14 protein-coding genes and 1 tRNA gene are annotated in these 17644 nt (G+C 60.6%); 6 read left to right on the top strand and 9 right to left on the bottom strand.

What is annotated here, in order from left to right; translation table 11 throughout:
* The first annotated feature begins 53 nt into the window (after positions 1-53).
* The gene (locus DNK49_RS11335; RefSeq protein ID WP_424445097.1) at positions 54-809 is read left to right on the top strand and encodes a S1 family peptidase; all 756 of its coding nucleotides are present in this window, start codon (positions 54-56) and stop codon (positions 807-809) included.
* Between the two features lie 108 nt (positions 810-917).
* Here the strand turns inward: DNK49_RS11335 and DNK49_RS11330 are convergent.
* Positions 918-992: transfer RNA gene (locus DNK49_RS11330), tRNA-Arg, on the bottom strand.
* 45 nt (positions 993-1037) lie between these two features.
* The gene (locus DNK49_RS11325; RefSeq protein ID WP_110524562.1) at positions 1038-3128 is read right to left on the bottom strand and encodes a site-specific recombinase; all 2091 of its coding nucleotides are present in this window, start codon (positions 3126-3128) and stop codon (positions 1038-1040) included.
* A 129-nt stretch (positions 3129-3257) separates the two neighbouring features.
* On the opposite strand from DNK49_RS11325, the gene DNK49_RS11320 reads away from it, so the two are divergent.
* Positions 3258-5165 carry an ATP-binding cassette domain-containing protein gene (locus DNK49_RS11320; RefSeq protein ID WP_110524560.1) on the top strand — a complete coding sequence of 636 codons (1908 nt, stop codon included), beginning with the start codon at positions 3258-3260 and terminating at the stop codon, positions 5163-5165.
* A 1-nt stretch (position 5166) separates the two neighbouring features.
* Here DNK49_RS11320 and DNK49_RS11315 read toward each other — a convergent pair whose 3' ends face one another.
* The 3 genes from DNK49_RS11315 to DNK49_RS11305 all read right to left on the bottom strand — a co-directional run bounded on the left by DNK49_RS11315 (position 5167) and on the right by DNK49_RS11305 (position 7629).
* Positions 5167-6066 carry an EF-hand domain-containing protein gene (locus DNK49_RS11315; RefSeq protein WP_110524559.1) on the bottom strand — a complete coding sequence of 300 codons (900 nt, stop codon included), beginning with the start codon at positions 6064-6066 and terminating at the stop codon, positions 5167-5169.
* A gap of 39 nt (positions 6067-6105) precedes the next feature.
* Entirely contained in the window at positions 6106-6681 is a 576-nt protein-coding gene (locus tag DNK49_RS11310) for a LemA family protein (protein WP_110524557.1), read from the bottom strand.
* Positions 6682-6768: 87 nt separating this feature from the next.
* Positions 6769-7629 carry an HDOD domain-containing protein gene (locus DNK49_RS11305; RefSeq protein ID WP_110524555.1) on the bottom strand — a complete coding sequence of 287 codons (861 nt, stop codon included), beginning with the start codon at positions 7627-7629 and terminating at the stop codon, positions 6769-6771.
* A gap of 186 nt (positions 7630-7815) precedes the next feature.
* Here DNK49_RS11305 and DNK49_RS11300 point away from each other — a divergent pair, with 186 nt between their 5' ends.
* From DNK49_RS11300 to DNK49_RS11290, 3 genes are all read left to right on the top strand, one after another.
* The gene (locus DNK49_RS11300) at positions 7816-8811 is read left to right on the top strand and encodes an oxidoreductase (RefSeq protein WP_110524552.1); all 996 of its coding nucleotides are present in this window, start codon (positions 7816-7818) and stop codon (positions 8809-8811) included.
* A gap of 27 nt (positions 8812-8838) precedes the next feature.
* Complete coding sequence (locus DNK49_RS11295) at positions 8839-10032, top strand: GGDEF domain-containing response regulator (RefSeq protein ID WP_110524550.1); 1194 nt, start codon at positions 8839-8841, stop codon at positions 10030-10032.
* An 83-nt stretch (positions 10033-10115) separates the two neighbouring features.
* Entirely contained in the window at positions 10116-12014 is a 1899-nt protein-coding gene (locus tag DNK49_RS11290; protein ID WP_279386418.1) for a propionate--CoA ligase, read from the top strand.
* A gap of 158 nt (positions 12015-12172) precedes the next feature.
* On the opposite strand, the gene DNK49_RS11285 is transcribed toward DNK49_RS11290, so the two are convergent.
* The 4 genes from DNK49_RS11285 to DNK49_RS11270 form a co-directional block, all read right to left on the bottom strand.
* Positions 12173-13291, bottom strand: a complete 1119-nt coding sequence (locus tag DNK49_RS11285; protein ID WP_165843307.1) for a PEP-CTERM sorting domain-containing protein — start codon at positions 13289-13291, stop codon at positions 12173-12175.
* Between the two features lie 155 nt (positions 13292-13446).
* Positions 13447-14223, bottom strand: coding sequence for a PEP-CTERM/exosortase system-associated acyltransferase (locus DNK49_RS11280; RefSeq protein WP_110524546.1), 777 nt, complete (start codon positions 14221-14223; stop codon positions 13447-13449).
* 16 nt (positions 14224-14239) lie between these two features.
* A complete protein-coding gene (locus tag DNK49_RS11275) occupies positions 14240-15451 on the bottom strand; it encodes an ABC transporter permease (protein ID WP_110524544.1) in 1212 nt (403 codons plus the stop codon).
* 4 nt (positions 15452-15455) lie between these two features.
* The gene (locus tag DNK49_RS11270) at positions 15456-16694 is read right to left on the bottom strand and encodes an ABC transporter permease (protein WP_243632320.1); all 1239 of its coding nucleotides are present in this window, start codon (positions 16692-16694) and stop codon (positions 15456-15458) included.
* A 69-nt stretch (positions 16695-16763) separates the two neighbouring features.
* Between DNK49_RS11270 and DNK49_RS11265 the strand changes: the two genes are divergently transcribed.
* Positions 16764-17642, top strand: a complete 879-nt coding sequence (locus DNK49_RS11265; RefSeq protein ID WP_110524542.1) for a ThiF family adenylyltransferase — start codon at positions 16764-16766, stop codon at positions 17640-17642.
* Positions 17643-17644: the final 2 nt, after the last annotated feature.

The raw sequence follows: 17644 nt of genomic DNA, 5'->3' as shown, positions 1-17644 counted from the left end.
GAGGGAGATTCATGTTCCGCTACTGGTCAATTATTGGCGTACTGCGAACGATGATGCTTGCCGTCCTCGTGCAGAGCCTGATGATCATGTCACCCCAGGCGATGGCGGGTGGTTTGGTCGAAGTGCTTCCGCAGATCAAGCCTTCGGTGGTGGCCATCGGTACTTATCAGCGTACGCGTAGTCCGGCTTTCCGCTTTCTTGGTACTGGTTTTGCTGTTGGCAATGGCCGCCTGATCGCCACCAATGCCCATGTGCTTCCTGAGAGTCTCGCTACCGATGGTATGGAGTCGCTGGTTATCGTCCTGCCTGGCGACGAGCAGACGCGTGGTGTTCGTGAGGTGCGGCGGGTGGCTGTCGATCGTAATCGCGACTTGGCAGTTTTGCGGATGGAGCAAGGCGAGCCTTTGCCTGCGTTGTCATTGGCGCGTGGCAGCAAGCCGCAGGAGGGGCAGGCAATCGCGTTCACCGGTTTTCCCATTGGCAACGCGCTCGGCATGACACCAGTGACGCATCGCGGCATCATTGCGGCGATTACGCCGATCGGTATTCCTCAGGGTAACGCGCGCGACCTCAATCCTGCCTTGATCCGGCGTCTGTCAGGAGAGGTGTTTCGGGTGTATCAACTCGACGCGACGGCCTACCCGGGCAACAGCGGAAGTCCGGTGTTCGATCCCGAAACGGGAGAGGTGGTTGGCGTGATCAATATGGTGTTTGTCAAGGGAACCAAGGAGAACATTCTGAGCGATCCTTCCGGTATCAGTTATGCGATACCCGTCGAGCACCTCAGCAACCTATTGAATGGGCTGTAGTGTCACCTTGCTTGTTAGGCTGTGCTGAGCTTGTAAGAATAAAGAACCCGCGTATCCAGTGATATCGTGGGCTTTGGAGTCATCCGGGTGTGTCCCGGTGTTCTAAGTTGGTCTCCTCGGCGGGAATCGAACCCACATTTGCCGCTTAGGAGGCGGCTGTTCTATCCATTGAACTACAAGGAGGCCGGCCGGCATTCTATCCGGTTGCGGCTGCGGCTCAAAGCGATGTCAGTGTGGTGATCCTTCGTGACGCGGACTTTCCGTCGGCGACGAGCCATTTTCTGCGGCTGCGGCGACTGACGGATCTGTTGGGAATGCATCGTTTTTCGGCGGGATGATGAAGTCCTGCGGTCGGGTGCTCAGGCGCTTCAGCAAAGATGCGGATAGCGCCCGGCCTTGTGCAAAGGTGATCCGGCGCGCGCGCATGGCGACGTAAAGCGTGAGCGAGAAGCTGACCGCCAGGTTGACCAATCCGATCAACAGTACTCCACCCAGCGCCAGGCTGAGTGCCTGCAGCGGTATGGTGAACTCGAGTCCGACCGTGGCATAGCCGACGTAGGCCGACGAAAAGGCGATGTGGCGGATGTCCAGCGGCAGTCCAAACAGCACCCCCAGTGCGGTCGCACCGCCAAGCAGGAAGCCGAAGAAGAAGTTGCCAGCCAGCGCGCCGAGGTTGTTCTCGACATAAGCGGCGATTTTCTGCGTGCGGACCTCGCCCAACAGGCGTCGGGGCCAACGCAGTTGCAGCAGACGTTGCGGAACCCTGTTGTAGGCTGACAGATTGTCGTAGTAGGCCGCAATCAGCCCGGACAGAAACAGGCAGACACCGGCCACTGCGGCAAAGAACAGGGCTCCGCCACGTGGGTCAACCTCCTGAAGCAGATGCCCGGCCTTGTCGGCATCGATGAAGGCTGATCCGGTGAGGCTGACAATGATCAGCGACAGCAAGATCGCGACCGGGATGGCGACGCCCACGTTGCCGGCAATGGCGGCAAGCTGGCTGCGGATGGTGCGCACTATAAGGTCCGACAGGCTCTCCATGTCGCGTACCTTGCCCCGACTCTCGCTGATCGACGCGGCAATCGCGTTTGCCGTCATCGCGGGTTGTTTGGTGGCCACCGTACCGCCCAGGATGTGGATCAAGGCAAAGCCCAGGCCGTAATTCAGGCAGAAGCTCAGCAACTCGTTCAAGGGCGCAAAACCCTGTCGGCTCAGGATGATCTTGAATGCTGCCATGAAGGCGATGATCAAGCCGCCCAATGCCGCGGAGCGCAGCATCCCGAAATACTCGTCGCGGGTCGAGGTGATGTAGTGCTCACCGGTTTTGCTTGCGCTCTCGGTCATTCGCAGGGACAGGAGCTCAACATTCTTGCTCCAGTAGTCGGATAGATGGTTGCGGCGGCATTCGGCGTGCACCAACTCCTTGAACAGCTGGATTGCCTGCGGTACCACCCTGCTGACCTGACGGGTGCCATGCATGCTGCGCAGTAATTCGACCAGTGCGTTCGTGCGCACAAGATGCTGACGCAAGCGCTCCAGCTTGAAGGTCAGGGTCAGGCTGGTGCCAAGACGGGTTGCCCGTCTGCGAACGCGTTGCAGCACTTCCTGACATTGGTCCAGCATGACGGTCAGTTGTGCCTCGTCCTCGAGCGGCGTTTCCGGGTTGCACCACCATTCGCGGTAGTGCTTCAGATAGCGCACGACTTCGGCGTTTTGCGCCAGGAATGGGGATTCAAACTCTTCCAGCTGCGGGTCGACCCGGACCAGTTCAGGGTCCAGCCCGATTGCGGCGATGTGGTAGGAGAGCATGCGCAGGGCCTCCAGCATTTCCGCCAGTGCAACAGGCAGTTCGCATGGCGTTTCGCTTTCGGCTGAGCCTGGATGGTCCAGCAGGATTTGCAGCAGATCGCCCCAGACCTCGTCTGCCACCGCACCGACCCATTGCGCATCGTCGCTACGATGAAAGATCACCGACAGCAAGTCCTTCATGTAGCTGGTATCGATTACCTCCGGCAGGATACGGTCGGAGATGCGGCGTGCTGTCTCGGAGAAGAAACCGGTAGACGGCAGGATGCCCGACACAACGTAAAGCGAAACCTGTTTGCGTTCGATGAACAGTTGCAGGAATGCCGCTTGCAGTGCCTTGCGCAGGTCATCCCGCCGCGCCAGGATGTGGGTTAGGGTACGTACCGCTTCAGTCGCTGCAGTCACCTGGCTGGCCCGGTGCGGGCGTATCGCATCGACCAGACTGACCCAGAGCGCGACGGGATCGCCATCCTGATTGGATCTTTCGACAAGTTTTACAAGCGATGCTTCCATTGTTGCCATCCTGTTAGCGCGAGCGCCGGTCGTCAGCGGCATGTTGCATTGCATTGCATTATGCAGGCGGCTGCGCAGAAGTGAGTGGGCCGTTAGAATCCACATCTTTCGGTCATCTTCGAGCGTCACATGTCCATCCTCTCCGTTGATAACGCCTGTCTGGCCTTTGGCCACGTCGATCTGCTCGCCCATGCCGAATTTCAGCTCGATGCCGGCGAGCGGGTGGCGCTGATTGGGCGCAACGGTTCTGGCAAGTCCAGTCTGTTGCGTGCGCTGGCTGGACAGGCCACGCTCGACGACGGCGCCTTGTGGCGCCAGTCCGGTCTGACTACCGCATATGTTCCGCAGGAGGCCGACTTCGATCTCGAGCGCGATGTGTTCGCCTCGGTCGCAGAGGGGCTGGGTGATGCCGCCCAGTTGCTGGTGGATTATCACGCAGCCATGCTCGAGGTGGCCGAAACGGCCGATCCAGCAACGCTGGCCAGACTGGATGCCCTGCAACATGCCGTCGAGGCGGCTGACGGCTGGCGCCTGAACCAGCGTGTCGAGCAGATGCTCGGTCTGCTCGGACTGCCGGGTGAGGCAAAGGTTTCCAGTCTGTCGGGGGGCGGTGTCAAGCGGGTTGCGCTTGCCCGAGCACTGGTTGCCGAGCCAGAGTTGCTGCTGCTGGATGAGCCGACCAATCACCTCGACCTTGATGGCATCCTCTGGCTCGAAGGGCTGATTCGCGACTTCCGTGGCGCGGTGGTGGTGATCACCCACGACCGGGTCTTTCTCGACCAGGTGGCCACTCGGATTGTCGAGCTTGACCGCGGCATCCTGTCGAGCTACCCGGGACGCTTTGCTGATTATCTGCGACGCAAGGCGGACGAGCTCGAGGCTGAAGCCAAGGCCAATGCCCGCTTCGACAAGGTACTGGCGCAGGAGGAGGTGTGGATACGCAAGGGGGTGGAAGCCCGCCGCACGCGCAATGAAGGTCGAGTGCGCCGTCTCGAGGCGCTGCGTCGCGAGCGTGCAGCGCGGCGCGATCGGCTGGGTAACGTCAACCTGGCGGTTGATCGCGGTGAGAAAAGCGGCCAGATGGTGGCGGAGCTGACGAATGTCACCAAGCGCTATGGTGAGCGCACCGTGGTGCGGGACTTCTCCACTCGCATCATGCGTGGAGACCGCATCGGCTTCATTGGTCCCAACGGGGCTGGCAAGACCACCTTGCTCAAGCTCATCCTCGGCGAGATCGAGGCTGATGAGGGCTCGATCCGCCGCGGAACGCGTCAGAGTGTGGCTTATTTCGACCAGTTGCGTGCCCAGCTGGATCCGGAGCTACCGCTGACCGAGGTCATCAGTCCGGGATCGGACTTTGTCGAGATTGCCGGTGAGCGCAAGCATGTGATCGGCTATCTGGGCGACTTTCTGTTTGCGCCGCAGCGTGCGCGTTCGCCGGTCAAGTCACTGTCGGGGGGGGAGCGCAACCGCCTGTTGCTGGCCCGCCTGTTTGCCCGCCCCGCCAATGTGATGGTGCTCGATGAGCCGACCAACGATCTGGACATTGAAACCCTGGATCTGCTGGAGGAGCTGTTGTCCTCGTATGACGGTACCCTGTTTCTGGTCAGCCATGACCGCGCGTTTCTGGACAACGTGGTCACTCAGGTGATTGCCGCCGAGGGCGATGGGCGATGGGCGGAGTACGCAGGGGGGTATGCCGAGTGGCAGCGTGTTCAGGCCGAGCGTGAATCTCAACGCCAGCAGGCACAGCGTATGCAGTCCAGTAGCGCCCGTCCCGTGGCGGAGCGTCCGGTCGCAAAGCGCAGTGACAAGCTGAGTTTCAACGAGAAGCGTGAGCTCGAGTCCTTGCCCGATCGCATTGCTGCTCTCGAGGCCGAACAGGTTTCGATCCAGACGCGTCTTGCCGACCCGGCGCTTTATCAGAATGCGCCAGCCGAGGTCGCCAGCCTGAGCGCCAGGCTCGATGCGCTCGACGGAGAGATCGAAGCTGCAATGTTGCGTTGGGAGTTGCTCGAAACGCGTTCTGCAGGCTGAGTCAAGACACGCCGATCTGTCCAAACCAGGCCAGTGTGGTGGCAGCGCCCAGAAAGATGGCGGCGTGGAAAACCGACCACAAGGTGTAGCGCCGGGCGATCTGGCGCGGATCCAGGTCAGAGATCAGATAGAGCCGGGACGCAGGTTTGCGCATCAGATGCGCTTCGGGTGCGGCGAGTGCCGCGTCGCGCTGTTTGACGACTTCGCGTCGCGCCTGTGCCCGCGCCAGTTCCCATTCCTTGAGGTCTATCGTGCCGTCGCCATCGAGATCGAAGCGCTTTAGCAGCGTTTTCTGATCCTGTTTCCAGTGTGCGAGCAGCTCCCGCACCTGGCGGCTGGTGTCGAGGTCGGGCGAGATGCTGCCCAGTGTGCTGAATTCGCCCAGTACGTAGATGGGGTCATGGCGCAGCAATGACCACTGGATCTGACGTAGCTCACCGCGCTCGACCACATCCTTGCGCCGGATCAGCATTTCGGCTCCATCGGGATCGACCGCGCAGACGCCGCTGCCATCATCCAGCAGGAACGAACTGTCGCTGTCCTCGGTGGAAACATGACGCCACTTGCCGTCGGATGTCTTGCGGAAGGTGCTCAGGCGATACCACAGCAAAGGTAGCCCGTTCAGCGGGGACAGTAGCGGAGTGCCATGCAGTGGCTGGCCGCGCCCTCGCAACTCGGTGTAGCCCTGGGCTGCCGAGGCAATGCGGGAGGTCGGCGTATCGACGATGAGCCGTGCGTGGCGCAGTGATCGAAACCAGCCGAACAGGCCACTGATCAGCAGCAAGGCCAGTGCAAGGGCGCTGCCCATGCTGCGGTCCGCATGAATAGCGAAAGCCACCAAGCCGAGCTGCAGCATGGGCAGGCTGACATTGAGGCCGTCGCGGCTCAGGCGGACGAGCATGTGATGCGGCGCAGTTCAGCGGATGGGGGCTGGACTCGCTCAGGCGTTGAACAGTTTTTTCAGGTCAACATCTGCCTTCTGGGCGCTGGAGAACACCAGCAGCGGCTGTTGATCGAAGCGGAACAGCCGGGCAACGATCAGGTCGGGAAACTGCTCGACGCGAACATTATTGATGTTGACGGATTCGTTGTACCACTCGCGCCGGTCGGCAATCGCATTTTCCAGTGCGGTGATCCGGCTTTGCAACTGCATGAAGTGCTCGTTGGCCCGCAGTTCGGGATATGCTTCGGCGACAGCGAAGATCTGCCCAAGTCCCATGCGCAACATGCCTTCGGCAGCCCCCAGCGCGGGGACGTCGTGATTTTCGCGTGCGCGGGCGACACGGGAGCGGGCTTCGGTGACTCGGGTGAGGGTCTCCTGCTCGAACTGCTTGTACTGGCGACAGACCTCCACCAGCTTGGGTAGTTCGTCATGGCGCTGCTTGAGCAGCACATCGATGTTGGCCCACGCTTTGGCGATGTTGTGCTTGAGCTCGACCAGTCCATTGTAGGTGACGATCGCGTACAGCACTGCGATCACGATCAAGCCCAGCACGACGGCTGTCGAGATGCTCATTCACGCTTTCCTTTTAGATCGGCGCCCTGCCGTTGCCGCATATCGTATACCAAAGAGCTAAGGATGACCTGCGTGATGCCTGTGCGATCAGGCTGTCTGAGGCGGCAGGAAGCGCGGCCACTCTGATTCCGGTGCATTGAGTCGCCGTAGCAGGTTTTCTGTGCGCAGATGCAGCAGGCTGGCGATCTCCCTGACATCATCGGGCAACGCTGCGTCATCCCAGCCGTGTGCGACATGGCGTGCGAAATCAGCGGCAAGGGTAATGGTACGGATGCGAGGATTGTCGGTCTGGCTGTTGTCGAGTAGCTGTACCAGCAAGTCTGGCAGCTTCCAGGCCCGGATCAGTGCGAGCTGTATCTCCCGCGCCGTTGCGCCGAATACTTCTCGCTGTGCGTCGGCGCTGCGCAGGCTGCGGTTGGCCTGCTGCATTGCATAGACGCGCTGGGTCAGCTCCGGGGCGAAAATCCAGCATACGATGTCGGTTGCCTCACGCAGCAGCGCGGCGACGGTGATCTCATCAACATCCAGGTCGTGACGGATCACCGCCCACTCTCGCGCGTAGTGTGCAGCCTTGCGCGCCCGTCCGATCACCTTGAGTACACCAATCAGCGCCCGGGGGTGATGGGCAAGCACATCCTCGACCGTGGTCAATTCCCGGAAGTTGTCGAAGAAGGGCTGGATGCCCATCATGATGATGGCCCGGTCAATTGTGGTGATGTCGTGATTCTGCGAGCTGCGGCGGTGGGTTTCGAGATAGCTCAGCAGCTTCATCGTCATCAACGGGTCGCCCAACACGATGCTGGCGATCTGCTTGCCGCTGACCTGATCGAGGTTTTCGTGCAAGTTTTCGAATGCACGTACCGTATGTCGCAATACAGGTAGTGCCTGATGCGAGAAGAAGTCGACGTATGACTCGACTGAAGGCAGTGGTTTGTGAATCAGGGCCATGATGGTTTCGTCCCCTCTGGGCTTTTTTTGATTATCGGTCGCAATCCTGTCGAATCAAAGTGCGATGATCACTCCATGGGCGTGTTTCCGGGGCTGGGTAGTACTTTTCGCTATAATCGAGCGTATGGTACCCAGATACGTCGGTGGAATCCGCCGGCTAGCCACGTCAGCGAGGAGCGTGCAGCGATGACCCCATTCAAGGCTTTGGTGATAGAGCAGGACGCCGACCGCAAGGTGAAGTCCGCGCTTGCCAGCTTCGACCCCGCCCAACTCGATGCCGGCGAAGTGCTGATCAAGGTCGCCTACTCCAGCATCAACTACAAGGATGCCCTTGCCGCGACTGGCGCCGGCAAGATCATCCGCCGGTTTCCCTGCATTGGGGGCATTGACCTTTGCGGTGAGGTTGTCGAGAGCACGGATCCGCGTTTCAAGGCCGGAGAACGGGTCATTGCCACCAGTTTTGACATCGGTGTTTCCCATCATGGCGGCTATGCTGAATATGCACGGGTGCCCGCCGCGTGGGTTGTGCCACTGCCGGCGGGGCTCGATCTGTTTGAGGCCATGGCACTGGGTACGGCCGGCTTTACTGCTGCCCTCGGTATCGTAAGAATGGAAGACAACGGGCTTGCGCCGGGCAACGGGCCTGTGCTGGTCACTGGCGCTACGGGTGGCGTTGGCGGGTTGGCCATCGACATGTTGGCGGGCCTGGGCTACGAGGTGGTGGCGTTGACCGGCAAGGCGTCCGAGCTTGACTATCTGACCGGGCTGGGTGCGGCTGAGATCCTGCTGCGCAGCGACATCGATTTCGACAAGACCCGCCCGCTTGAGGCTGGGCGCTGGGCGGGAGCGGTCGACAATGTGGGTGGCCAGATCCTGCACTGGGTGCTGGCAACGATGAAGCAGGCCGGTACGGTGGCGAGCATTGGCAATGCGGCCAGCTTCAATATCAACACCACGGTGTTCCCCTTCATTCTGCGGGGGGTCAGCCTGCTCGGCATCGATTCGGGTTATATGGGCTTTCCGACCCGACAGCGTGTCTGGGACCGCCTCGCCAGTGATCTCAAGCCGCGCCGCCTTGCCGAGGTCACGCGGACGATCACGCTGGACGAGTTGCCGGCAGCCTTCCCCGCATTCATCGAAGGGCAGGTCAGAGGGCGGACGGTGGTCCGCATCGGCGCCTGATCTGAAACAGACCACCAGGATCGCATCATGACGCCCGACGACGCGCTGCCCGTCTCCAAGGTGCTTGTCGTCGATGACTCGCGCATGGTGCGTGCGTCCATCATCAAGCACATCCGCTCGCGCTTCGAAGTGCGCGAGGAGTCCGACGGTGAGACTGGCTGGGAGGCCCTGGTGGTCGATCCGTCGATCCAGTTGGTGTTGACCGACATCGGCATGCCGCGCCTCGACGGATTTGGCCTGCTGCAACGTATCCGGGCTTCCAGGGTGCAGCGCATCGCGGATATTCCGGTAGTGATCATCTCGGGTGATGAGGATGATGAGGCTCGTGCCCGTGCCCTCAAGCTGGGCGCAAACGATTTTCTGGCCAAGGGCGCAAGTCCGACAGAGCTCATTGCGCGCCTGGATTCCTTGGTCCGTCTGGCGCACGCGCGCCGTGAACTGGACGAAAGCCGTGCCGCACTCGCAAAGCAGAGTCCGGTGGATCCCGTGTCGGGGCTGGCGACGCCTTCCTACCTGAATCATCACGCCGAGCAGGAGATGGCGCTTGCCCGCCGCCATCAGGGTGATATCTCGGTGATGGTGGTCGATATCGATCACTACGAGCAGCTGGTCGAGTGGCATGGCACGCATGTCGCCGAGTTGATCACACGCAAGCTCTCCAAGATTCTGTCGACCAAGGTGCGGCGCGAGGATACGGTGTCTCAGCTTGGCACCTCTCGCTTTGCGGTGCTCTCACCCAGTACCGACCTGATAGGCTGTTGCGCTTTTGCCCTGCGCCTGCAGCGGGCAATGGAAAAGCTGGTGATGACCTATCGCGAAGAGCGCATTCGCATCAGCGTCACCATTGGTGTGTCGAGTTCTGCAGTCGACGGCATGAGCACCGTCGGCCACCTGATCGAAACCGCATCAAAAAGGGTGGATCAGGGTGCCGCCATGGGCGGCAACCGTGTCATCGCCGATACAGGCGAGGTTGACCAGGCGATGGTCGACCGTTCCTTGAAGCAGGTCACCAGCATCGATCATGCGCTGCTTCAACTCCGGCTCGGCGCCACCGACGAAGTGGCCAGCCGCCTGCCGGACATCATTGCCACACTCTACCCCTTGCTGCAGTTGGTAGAATCCCATCTTCATTGCGGGCTTCCCCTGGTGCAGCTCAAACAATATGAAAAGGGGAGCGGTGCCGACAATGATGACCTGGAGGGTACCCGAACCTCCATCTAGCGACATCCGTGCCGCGCAAGCCCGGCCTGGCCGAGGTGATGCCGGCTGTCATTTGCAGTGATAGGGAAGATAGAAGGGAGAGGATGCTGATGACTGCTTACAAGGAATTTCACCGTCGTTCCATCGAAGATCGTGACGGGTTCTGGGCCGAGCAGGCCCAACTCGTGCACTGGAACAAACCCGCCGAGCAGATCTGCGATTTTTCGCGGCCACCGTTCGTCAAGTGGTTCAAGGGGGGTGAGACCAATCTGTGCTACAACGCCGTCGATCGTCACGCCGCCAGCCGGCCGAACGATCGTGCGCTGGTCTATATCTCGACCGAGACCAATGAGGAGAAGGTGTACTCCTTCGCCGAGTTGCAACGCGAAGTCGAGCGAATGGCCGCCATCTACCTGGAATTGGGCGTCAAGCGCGGCGACCGCGTGCTGATCTACATGCCGATGATTGCCGAGGCGGCGTTTGCGATGCTGGCCTGCGCCCGCATCGGTGCCATCCACTCGGTGGTGTTTGGCGGTTTTGCGGCCGGATCGCTGGCGACCCGCATCGATGATGCGAAGCCGGTGCTGATGGTCAGCTCTGACGCCGGCATGCGCAATGGCAAGCCTGTGCCATACAAGCACCTGGTGGACGAAGCCTGCAGGCTGGCGGAGTTTCCCCCGGCCAAGGTACTGCTGATCGATCGTGGGCTCGACAAGGGCTTCCCGAAGGTCGAAGGGCGCGATGTCGATTATGCCGAGCTGCGCGCCAAGCATATTGACGCTGTCGTTCCGGTCACCTGGCTCGAGTCGTCCGAGCCCAGCTACATCCTGTATACCTCCGGTACCACCGGCAAGCCCAAGGGCGTGCAGCGCGATACCGGTGGCTACACCGTGGCCCTGGCTGCGTCGATGCAGCATATCTTTACCGGCGGTGCGGGCGAGACCATGTTCTCGACTTCGGATATCGGCTGGGTGGTGGGTCACAGCTACATCATCTACGGCCCGTTGATTGCTGGCATGGCCACCATCATGTACGAGGGCACGCCGCTGCGTCCGGATGCCGGCATCTGGTGGCAGATCGTCGAGAAGTACAAGGTGTCGGTGATGTTCTCCGCACCGACAGCAGTACGTGTGCTGAAAAAACAGGACCCGGCTTTCCTGAAGAAGTACGACCTGTCCTCGCTCAAGCACCTGTTCCTGGCCGGCGAACCACTGGACGAGACCTCGCATCAGTGGATCATGGAGGAGCTGGGCATTCCGGTCATCGATAACTACTGGCAAACCGAAACCGGCTGGCCGATGCTTGCCATCTGCCGTGGCGTCGAGGACAGCAAGATCAAGCTCGGCTCGCCGGCCTTCCCGGTGTATGGCTACGACCTGCGCATCTTCCGTGAGGATGGCAGCGAGTGTGGTGCCAACGAGAAAGGCATCGTCGGCATCGTGCCGCCGCTGCCGCCGGGCTGCCTGTCCACTGTATGGGGGCAGGATGAACGTTTCGTCTCGACCTACTTCAGCCTGTTCACCGATCCGGTGGTGTACTCCTCGTCGGACTGGGGCATCAAGGATGAAAACGGCTATCACACCATCCTTGGTCGTATGGATGATGTCATCAACGTCGCCGGTCATCGCCTGGGGACGCGGGAGATCGAGGAAGCCGTGCAGACGCACCCCGCCATTGCCGAAGTGGCGGTGGTCGGAGTTCACGATGAGTTGAAGGGCCAGATGCCGATGGCTTTTGCAGTGGTCAAGAACGCTGCAGATGTGGACACCGCAGAGAAGCGTGCCGCGCTGGAGAAGGAAGTGATGAAGAAGGTCGACGAGAGCCTGGGGGCAATTGCCCGCCCGGGTCGGGTGCACTTCATCAATGGGTTGCCGAAAACACGCTCGGGCAAGATGTTGCGTCGTTCGATCCAGGCGCTGGCTGAAGGGCGTGATGCGGGTGACCTGACCACCATCGATGACCCGAGCACGCTGGAGCAGATCAAGGCTGCACTGGCGCGTTAAGTCTCTTCCTGCTTCATTCCCGCCCGCGGTGCTGTTTGCCGCGGGTTTTTTACGTCTCGGGGGTGCATGTCACGCAACGATCGTTCTGCGATGGCCATCGTTCAATAAAAAAGCCACGCCCGAAGGCGTGGCTTGAGTGACTGCAGCGTGAGTGTAAATCAGGCCGACAGCTTCCGACGCATCGCACCGAGGCCCAGCAGGGCTGCACCGATCAGTGCCAGCGAGCCCGGTTCCGGCACGCGGGTGGTGGTCGTGGTCACCGGTGCGATCCATGCGGTTTCGCCACCGCCGTTGATGTAGGCCATTTCCCACGTGACCTGCATGGCCTGATAGTTGCCGCTCAGCAAGGCTGCATCCAGTTCGGGGCTGTTGATCATGAAGGCTGCTGCGTTCTGGCCCAGGTTGGTCTGGAGCTTGGCGCTGCCGATGGCGCAATTGCCGTTATTGTCGGGGAAGCCAACGAACTCGGGGCCAGAGGGGGTGGTAACTGTGCAGATCCCAGCGTGAACATACACCCACGGCCCGTAATCGTAATTCACCGGATCGGTAAAGTCGGTGTTGGTGCCGGTGGGCGGCGGCAGGGGGTCGCTCAGTGCGGTCTTGCCGGCACCGGGGTCACCCCCCAGGAAGAAGGTCAGGGGATCCACGCCGGGCGTGCTGCTGACCAAGGTCACCTTTCCCCAGATCAGCAGATCGGTGGTCAGCAGGCCGGTGCCTGAGCCGGTTTCGTTGAAGGCGAAGAAAAACACCAGCGGCGTGCCGTTGGTCAGTTCGACAACCTTCGAAACGGTGGCGTCCCAGCTGTCTTCCACATCGCCAAAGAACTCGGGGTTGGTGCCGTTGTTCAGCACGGTCGGGTCGGCAACGCCGCCGGGATTGCTGGTGACGGTCGAGAAGGTGTACTGAGTCGTGCCATTCGGACTGTTGTCCGATGGCGTGTTGTATGCACCATCAATCTGACCGGCAACGTTTCCATCGCCTTCTTGTCCGTTATTGATCCCAATAATGGAGTAAGTCTTGATGCCGCCGTAGGTCGAGGTGACGTAGTAAGGGTCACTGGGGCCAGGAACGGCGCTGCCCGTGGTCTGCAGGTTGAGTAGTGCCAGCGAATAGACGTTGAAGTCTCCCGCGGTCAGGCAGTTTGCGCCGTTGGCATCGACTACGCAGTCTGCCGGCGGCATGTATACCGCAGAGGCTTCACCTGCTGACAGCAGCAGGGTGGAGGCCGTCATGCAGGTGATAGCGGCCGCGAGGGACTTCCTGATTAGTTTGTTCATGATGGCTCCCATCCGACTTTGGTGTTATCTGTTGAAATAACAGCAAATGGTGTGCCATTATTTTTTTATTGTTTAAATACAATGGCTTGAAAGGATACTTGGATGGAGTTCCATGGAGTTTTGTAAATTTTCCCGACAGCGATAAGGACGTGTGCTCAGTCTTTGGTGTTATGTCTTTGGTATGCGATTGGTGTCTCGAAACCGCGCTCGATCTCTTCCTGTACCACGCGCCAGATGGGTTTGACGATGAAGCGCATGTTACGGATGATGCTGGGGACATGCATCATCGAAGGTACCCGGGTGCCACGATGTTCGACGGGGCCGCCAATCTGCTTGATGTCGACCCCGAGCTTGCCGAAATGTGAAGCCAGCCGGGGTTCGGTCAGAACGAACAGTGTTTCAATGCCACTCCTGGCAGCCAGGGCGACGGCGCCGAGGTACAGACCGATGGGGATGTAGGGAAAGCGCGGTCGATCGCCTTCGCCAAAGTCCTCGTTGCTGATCGCGACGGGCGCGCGGTCGTCACCCTTGCGTCGGCGGTAGCTGGCGCGTACCGCCAGTCGTGATACTTCGGCAATGCGGTCGCGTGGCAGCTTGGCGGGGTCGATCAGTTTGCGATCAATGGTGTGCTCGCAAGTGCGCTCGAACGGTAATGGGGCGACGGGGTCGTCCGGATTGGTCAGTACCAGCCGGGTGCAGCCGACGAGAGTGTGGGGGGCTTGCGAGCCGCGGATCAGGCAATGCAGACTGTGCCGGTCGAATTCGTCCGTCTCCATGCGGTTGGGGCGTTCTGGCTCAAACTTCAACTCCTCGCAGTAGACTTCGTGACGGATGCCGTACACCGCATGGCGCAGGGGCTCATCGGTCGCTGGGACGACTTCGAAGTATTTGCGAAAGCCGTGACCGAGGTTGAAACGCTCGAAGAGTTGCATGATGATGACCTGAGGTTTAGTTGCCCTGACGGAGCGCATCCACGATCGGTGTGGTGGAGACACGCCGGGCGGGAAACAGGGCGGCCAGCGCAGTGGCCAGAAGACCGACGACGAAAGCCGAGGCGGCTGTCGGAAAGTCGACTCGGATGAATGCGGTATAGCCCAGGTTGGCGTTGGGCGGTGGCGGCATCGGAATGCCGATTGCGGAAATGATCAACGCGAGGCCGATGCCGACCAGCACGCCGACGCTGGCACCGATTACGCCCAGCAGACAGTTCTCGACCAGGATCAGGCTGAACACCTGGCGGCGACTGTTGCCCAGCGCCTGCATGGTGCCAAACTCGGGCATGCGTTCAAAGGCGCTCATGTTGACGGTATTGGCAACCGACAGCAGCACCATGAACAGGATGATGAGTTGCAGCACGCCAAACTGTCGGTCGTAGAGTGACAAGGTCTTTTCATAAAAATCCGAAAGCTGGCGCCAGTTGCGTACGTCCAGGCCTGTAGGCAGCAGCGCGCGAATGGCCTGATGCGCGGTGTCGGTATCGCGGGTCTGTTTGAGACTGATCACCAGCAGGTTTGCGCCGGCTGTACCCAGGAGTTCCTGAGCCGGACCCAGTGGAATACGCACGGCACGGGCGTCGAAATCCTTGGAAAAGCTCTGAAAAATGCCAACCACCTCGACATCCAGGGTGTTCAATGCGCCATCTGCCGTATTCATCACCAGGGTGACGGGGTCTCCAGGCTTCAGGCCCAGCGCATGGGCCACCCCTTGTCCGACGGTCATGCCGAACTGGTCCGCGTTGGTCAGTTGTCGCCCCTCGGTGATCTTGAGGTAACTGCCGAGTTCCGCTTCTTTGTCGGGCTCCACGCCTTCACCGATGATGGCAAGGTCGCGGCGGCCATTGTTAAGGAGTCCGGCAAAGCCCACGCGTGCGGAGACGTCCTGAACCTCGGGCAGGTTCTTGATCTGGCGGGTGAGCGCTTCCGGTTGCTCGATCAGGAAGCGGTCGGGCTGGCGGGTGCCGCGCTCGAGATAGTCCTGCTTGAAAACCTGGATGTGCCCGGTCTGGGAGTGAATGATGGCTTCGCCCAGTTGGGTGAAGATGTCCTGCACAAAGCCGCCGGCAAGAATCAGTCCGGATACCCCAAAGGCGATGGCGACCAGGGTCATCGCGGTCCGGACCGTCTGGCGAAAGATGTTGCGCAGCGCAAGTTTGAGCAGCATGGGCTTACCGTTGATGGCGCAAGGCGTCGACAATGTTCATGCGTGCGGCTTTCCAGGCCGGCAGGATGCTGGCGATCAGGGTCGTGATGAAGGCCAGCAGGAAAGCGTCGAGGGCAAGTGCAGGTGAAATGGCGATTTCGCCGATGAAGCCGCGTGCCATGCCGGGTGGAGGGGGCATCGGGATGCCGATGGCGGAAATGACTTCGCCCAGCACGACGCCGGCCGCAACGCCAATACAGCCGCCCGCCAGCCCAAGCAGGGCACCTTCGACGATGAACAGCGAAAGAATGCCGCGACGGCGGACGCCGATTGCCAGTGATGTGCCGATTTCGGTCGTGCGTTCGATGACAGCCATCGACAGGGTATTGGAAATGCTCAGGATCACGATCAGGGCAATCAGCAAGCGAACGACACTGACCTGACGGGAGAATAGCTCTACCGTCTTGTTGTAGAAATCCGCCAATTCGGACCAAGGCGTGATCTCGTATGCGGCTGGCGGCAGGCTGGAGCGTAATGCCTGTGTCCGGCTGTCGGTCGCATCGGTGCGGTCGAGCAGCACCACCCAGCTGGTTGCCCCTTCGACCCGCATCAGGCTGCGTGCGATATCGATCGGTACGCGCATGAAAGCGTCGTCGTAGGCTTTGGTCGAGGTGGCGAACAGGCCGGCGATGGTCACTTCCACTGCATTGACGCTGCCTTCGGCGGTGGTGGCCAGCAGGACGACGACATCGCCAGGTGACGCTCCCAGATTGGCTGCCAGGCCTTCACCCAGGATGGCCGATGCAGGGGGGCTTTCGGTCAGGTCCTTGCCGGCGACGATGGTAATGGCCTTCGCAATCGGGGCTTCCAGTGCAGGGTCGACGCCTTCGCCAAGAAAGGACACGGTCGCATCGTTGAGACTGATCAGCCCGTTGAAGGCCAGGCGCGGTGCAACTGCTGTGACGCCGGGCTGCTCGCGGACCGGCAGCATCTCGGTGTCTGGTGGCAGCAGGTACTTGTAGGGGTCGCTGATGCCTTCCTTGAAGTAGCCGGGTCGGGTGATCTGGATGTGGCCGAGTTGCGCGTGGATGGTGGCCTCGCGCATGCTGTGGAAGATCCAGTGAATGAAGCCCCCCGCCAGCAGATAGGCAATCACGCCGCCGCAGATGGTGATCAGCGCGACCAGCACGCGTCTGCGCTGGCGCAACAGGTTGCGCGAAGCGAGACGAAAGGTTTGGGTGACCAGGCTCAAATTTATGCTCACTCGGGGTCAAAGCCTCCTGATCTGGATATGATAGCTGCTCTGACGAGGCGAGTATAAAGGAGTGCGCAGGTGAGCGTTTCTTTTGATTATGACGCTGCATTTTCCCGCAATGTCGGATGGGTGACACAGGGCGAGCAGCAGTCCTTGCGCGGCAAGCGCATTGCCATCGCCGGCATGGGGGGCGTTGGCGGCAGTCACCTGCTGACGCTGGCCCGTTTGGGAATCGGTGCATTCAATATCGCGGATTTCGACACCTTTGATATCGTCAATTTCAACCGCCAGGCCGGCGCCACGATGTCGTCGCTCGGCCAGCCAAAAATGGCCGTGCTGGCGGAGCGTGCGCGGGATATCAATCCGGCGCTCGATATCCGGACCTTTCCAGAAGGCGTGACGCTGGACAATCTCGAGCGCTTTCTCGAGGGTGTCGATCTCTATGTGGATGGTCTGGACTTCTTCGCGTTCGACGCCCGCCGTGCCACCTTCGCGGCATGTCGCCGGTTGGGGATTCCGGCAATCACGGCAGCGCCCTTGGGCATGGGGACGGCTGTGCTGGCATTCCTGCCCGACAGCCTGTCGTTCGAGGATTACTTCTGCCTAGACGGTTGTGACGAGGAGGAGATGGCAATCCGCTTTCTTCTGGGCTTGTCGCCAGCGATGTTGCAGCGAGGCTATCTGGCTGATCCCAGTCGGGTGAATCTGGCTGAACATCGGGGGCCGTCCACGGTGGCCGCATGTGAGTTGTGTGCAGGCGTGACCGCGGTTGAGAGCCTCAAGATTCTGCTGGGGCGTGGTGTCGTCCGTCCTGCGCCACATGGCTTTCAGTTTGACGCATACCGTCAGCGCTTTGTGCGAACCTGGCGTCCTGGGGGGAATCGCAACCCATTGCAGCGCATTGCACTGTGGGTCGCACGGCGGCAGTTGAGGGGGATGAGGGGGGCTCGGGTTTGATC

This window comes from Parazoarcus communis SWub3 = DSM 12120 (assembly GCF_003226565.1).
In the GTDB taxonomy this organism is placed as follows: domain Bacteria; phylum Pseudomonadota; class Gammaproteobacteria; order Burkholderiales; family Rhodocyclaceae; genus Parazoarcus; species Parazoarcus communis.
The sequence above is the reverse complement of the archived record's forward strand: the minus strand, read 5'-3'. Positions and strand labels throughout refer to the sequence as shown.

What these genes read in the sequence shown, in the direction of transcription:
- DNK49_RS11280 (WP_110524546.1), bottom strand. Translation starts at nt 14,223, where the DNA reads ATGCAACTCTTCGAGCGTTTCAACCTCGGTCACGGCTTTCGCAAATAC.
- DNK49_RS11310 (WP_110524557.1), bottom strand. Translation starts at nt 6,681, where the DNA reads ATGAGCATCTCGACAGCCGTCGTGCTGGGCTTGATCGTGATCGCAGTG.
- DNK49_RS11305 (WP_110524555.1), bottom strand. Translation starts at nt 7,629, where the DNA reads ATGGCCCTGATTCACAAACCACTGCCTTCAGTCGAGTCATACGTCGAC.
- DNK49_RS11325 (WP_110524562.1), bottom strand. Translation starts at nt 3,128, where the DNA reads ATGGAAGCATCGCTTGTAAAACTTGTCGAAAGATCCAATCAGGATGGC.
- DNK49_RS11320 (WP_110524560.1), top strand. Translation starts at nt 3,258, where the DNA reads ATGTCCATCCTCTCCGTTGATAACGCCTGTCTGGCCTTTGGCCACGTC.
- DNK49_RS11285 (WP_165843307.1), bottom strand. Translation starts at nt 13,291, where the DNA reads ATGAACAAACTAATCAGGAAGTCCCTCGCGGCCGCTATCACCTGCATG.
- DNK49_RS11335 (WP_424445097.1), top strand. Translation starts at nt 54, where the DNA reads ATGCTTGCCGTCCTCGTGCAGAGCCTGATGATCATGTCACCCCAGGCG.
- DNK49_RS11275 (WP_110524544.1), bottom strand. Translation starts at nt 15,451, where the DNA reads ATGCTGCTCAAACTTGCGCTGCGCAACATCTTTCGCCAGACGGTCCGG.
- DNK49_RS11315 (WP_110524559.1), bottom strand. Translation starts at nt 6,066, where the DNA reads ATGCTCGTCCGCCTGAGCCGCGACGGCCTCAATGTCAGCCTGCCCATG.
- DNK49_RS11300 (WP_110524552.1), top strand. Translation starts at nt 7,816, where the DNA reads ATGACCCCATTCAAGGCTTTGGTGATAGAGCAGGACGCCGACCGCAAG.
- DNK49_RS11290 (WP_279386418.1), top strand. Translation starts at nt 10,116, where the DNA reads ATGCTGATGACTGCTTACAAGGAATTTCACCGTCGTTCCATCGAAGAT.
- DNK49_RS11295 (WP_110524550.1), top strand. Translation starts at nt 8,839, where the DNA reads ATGACGCCCGACGACGCGCTGCCCGTCTCCAAGGTGCTTGTCGTCGAT.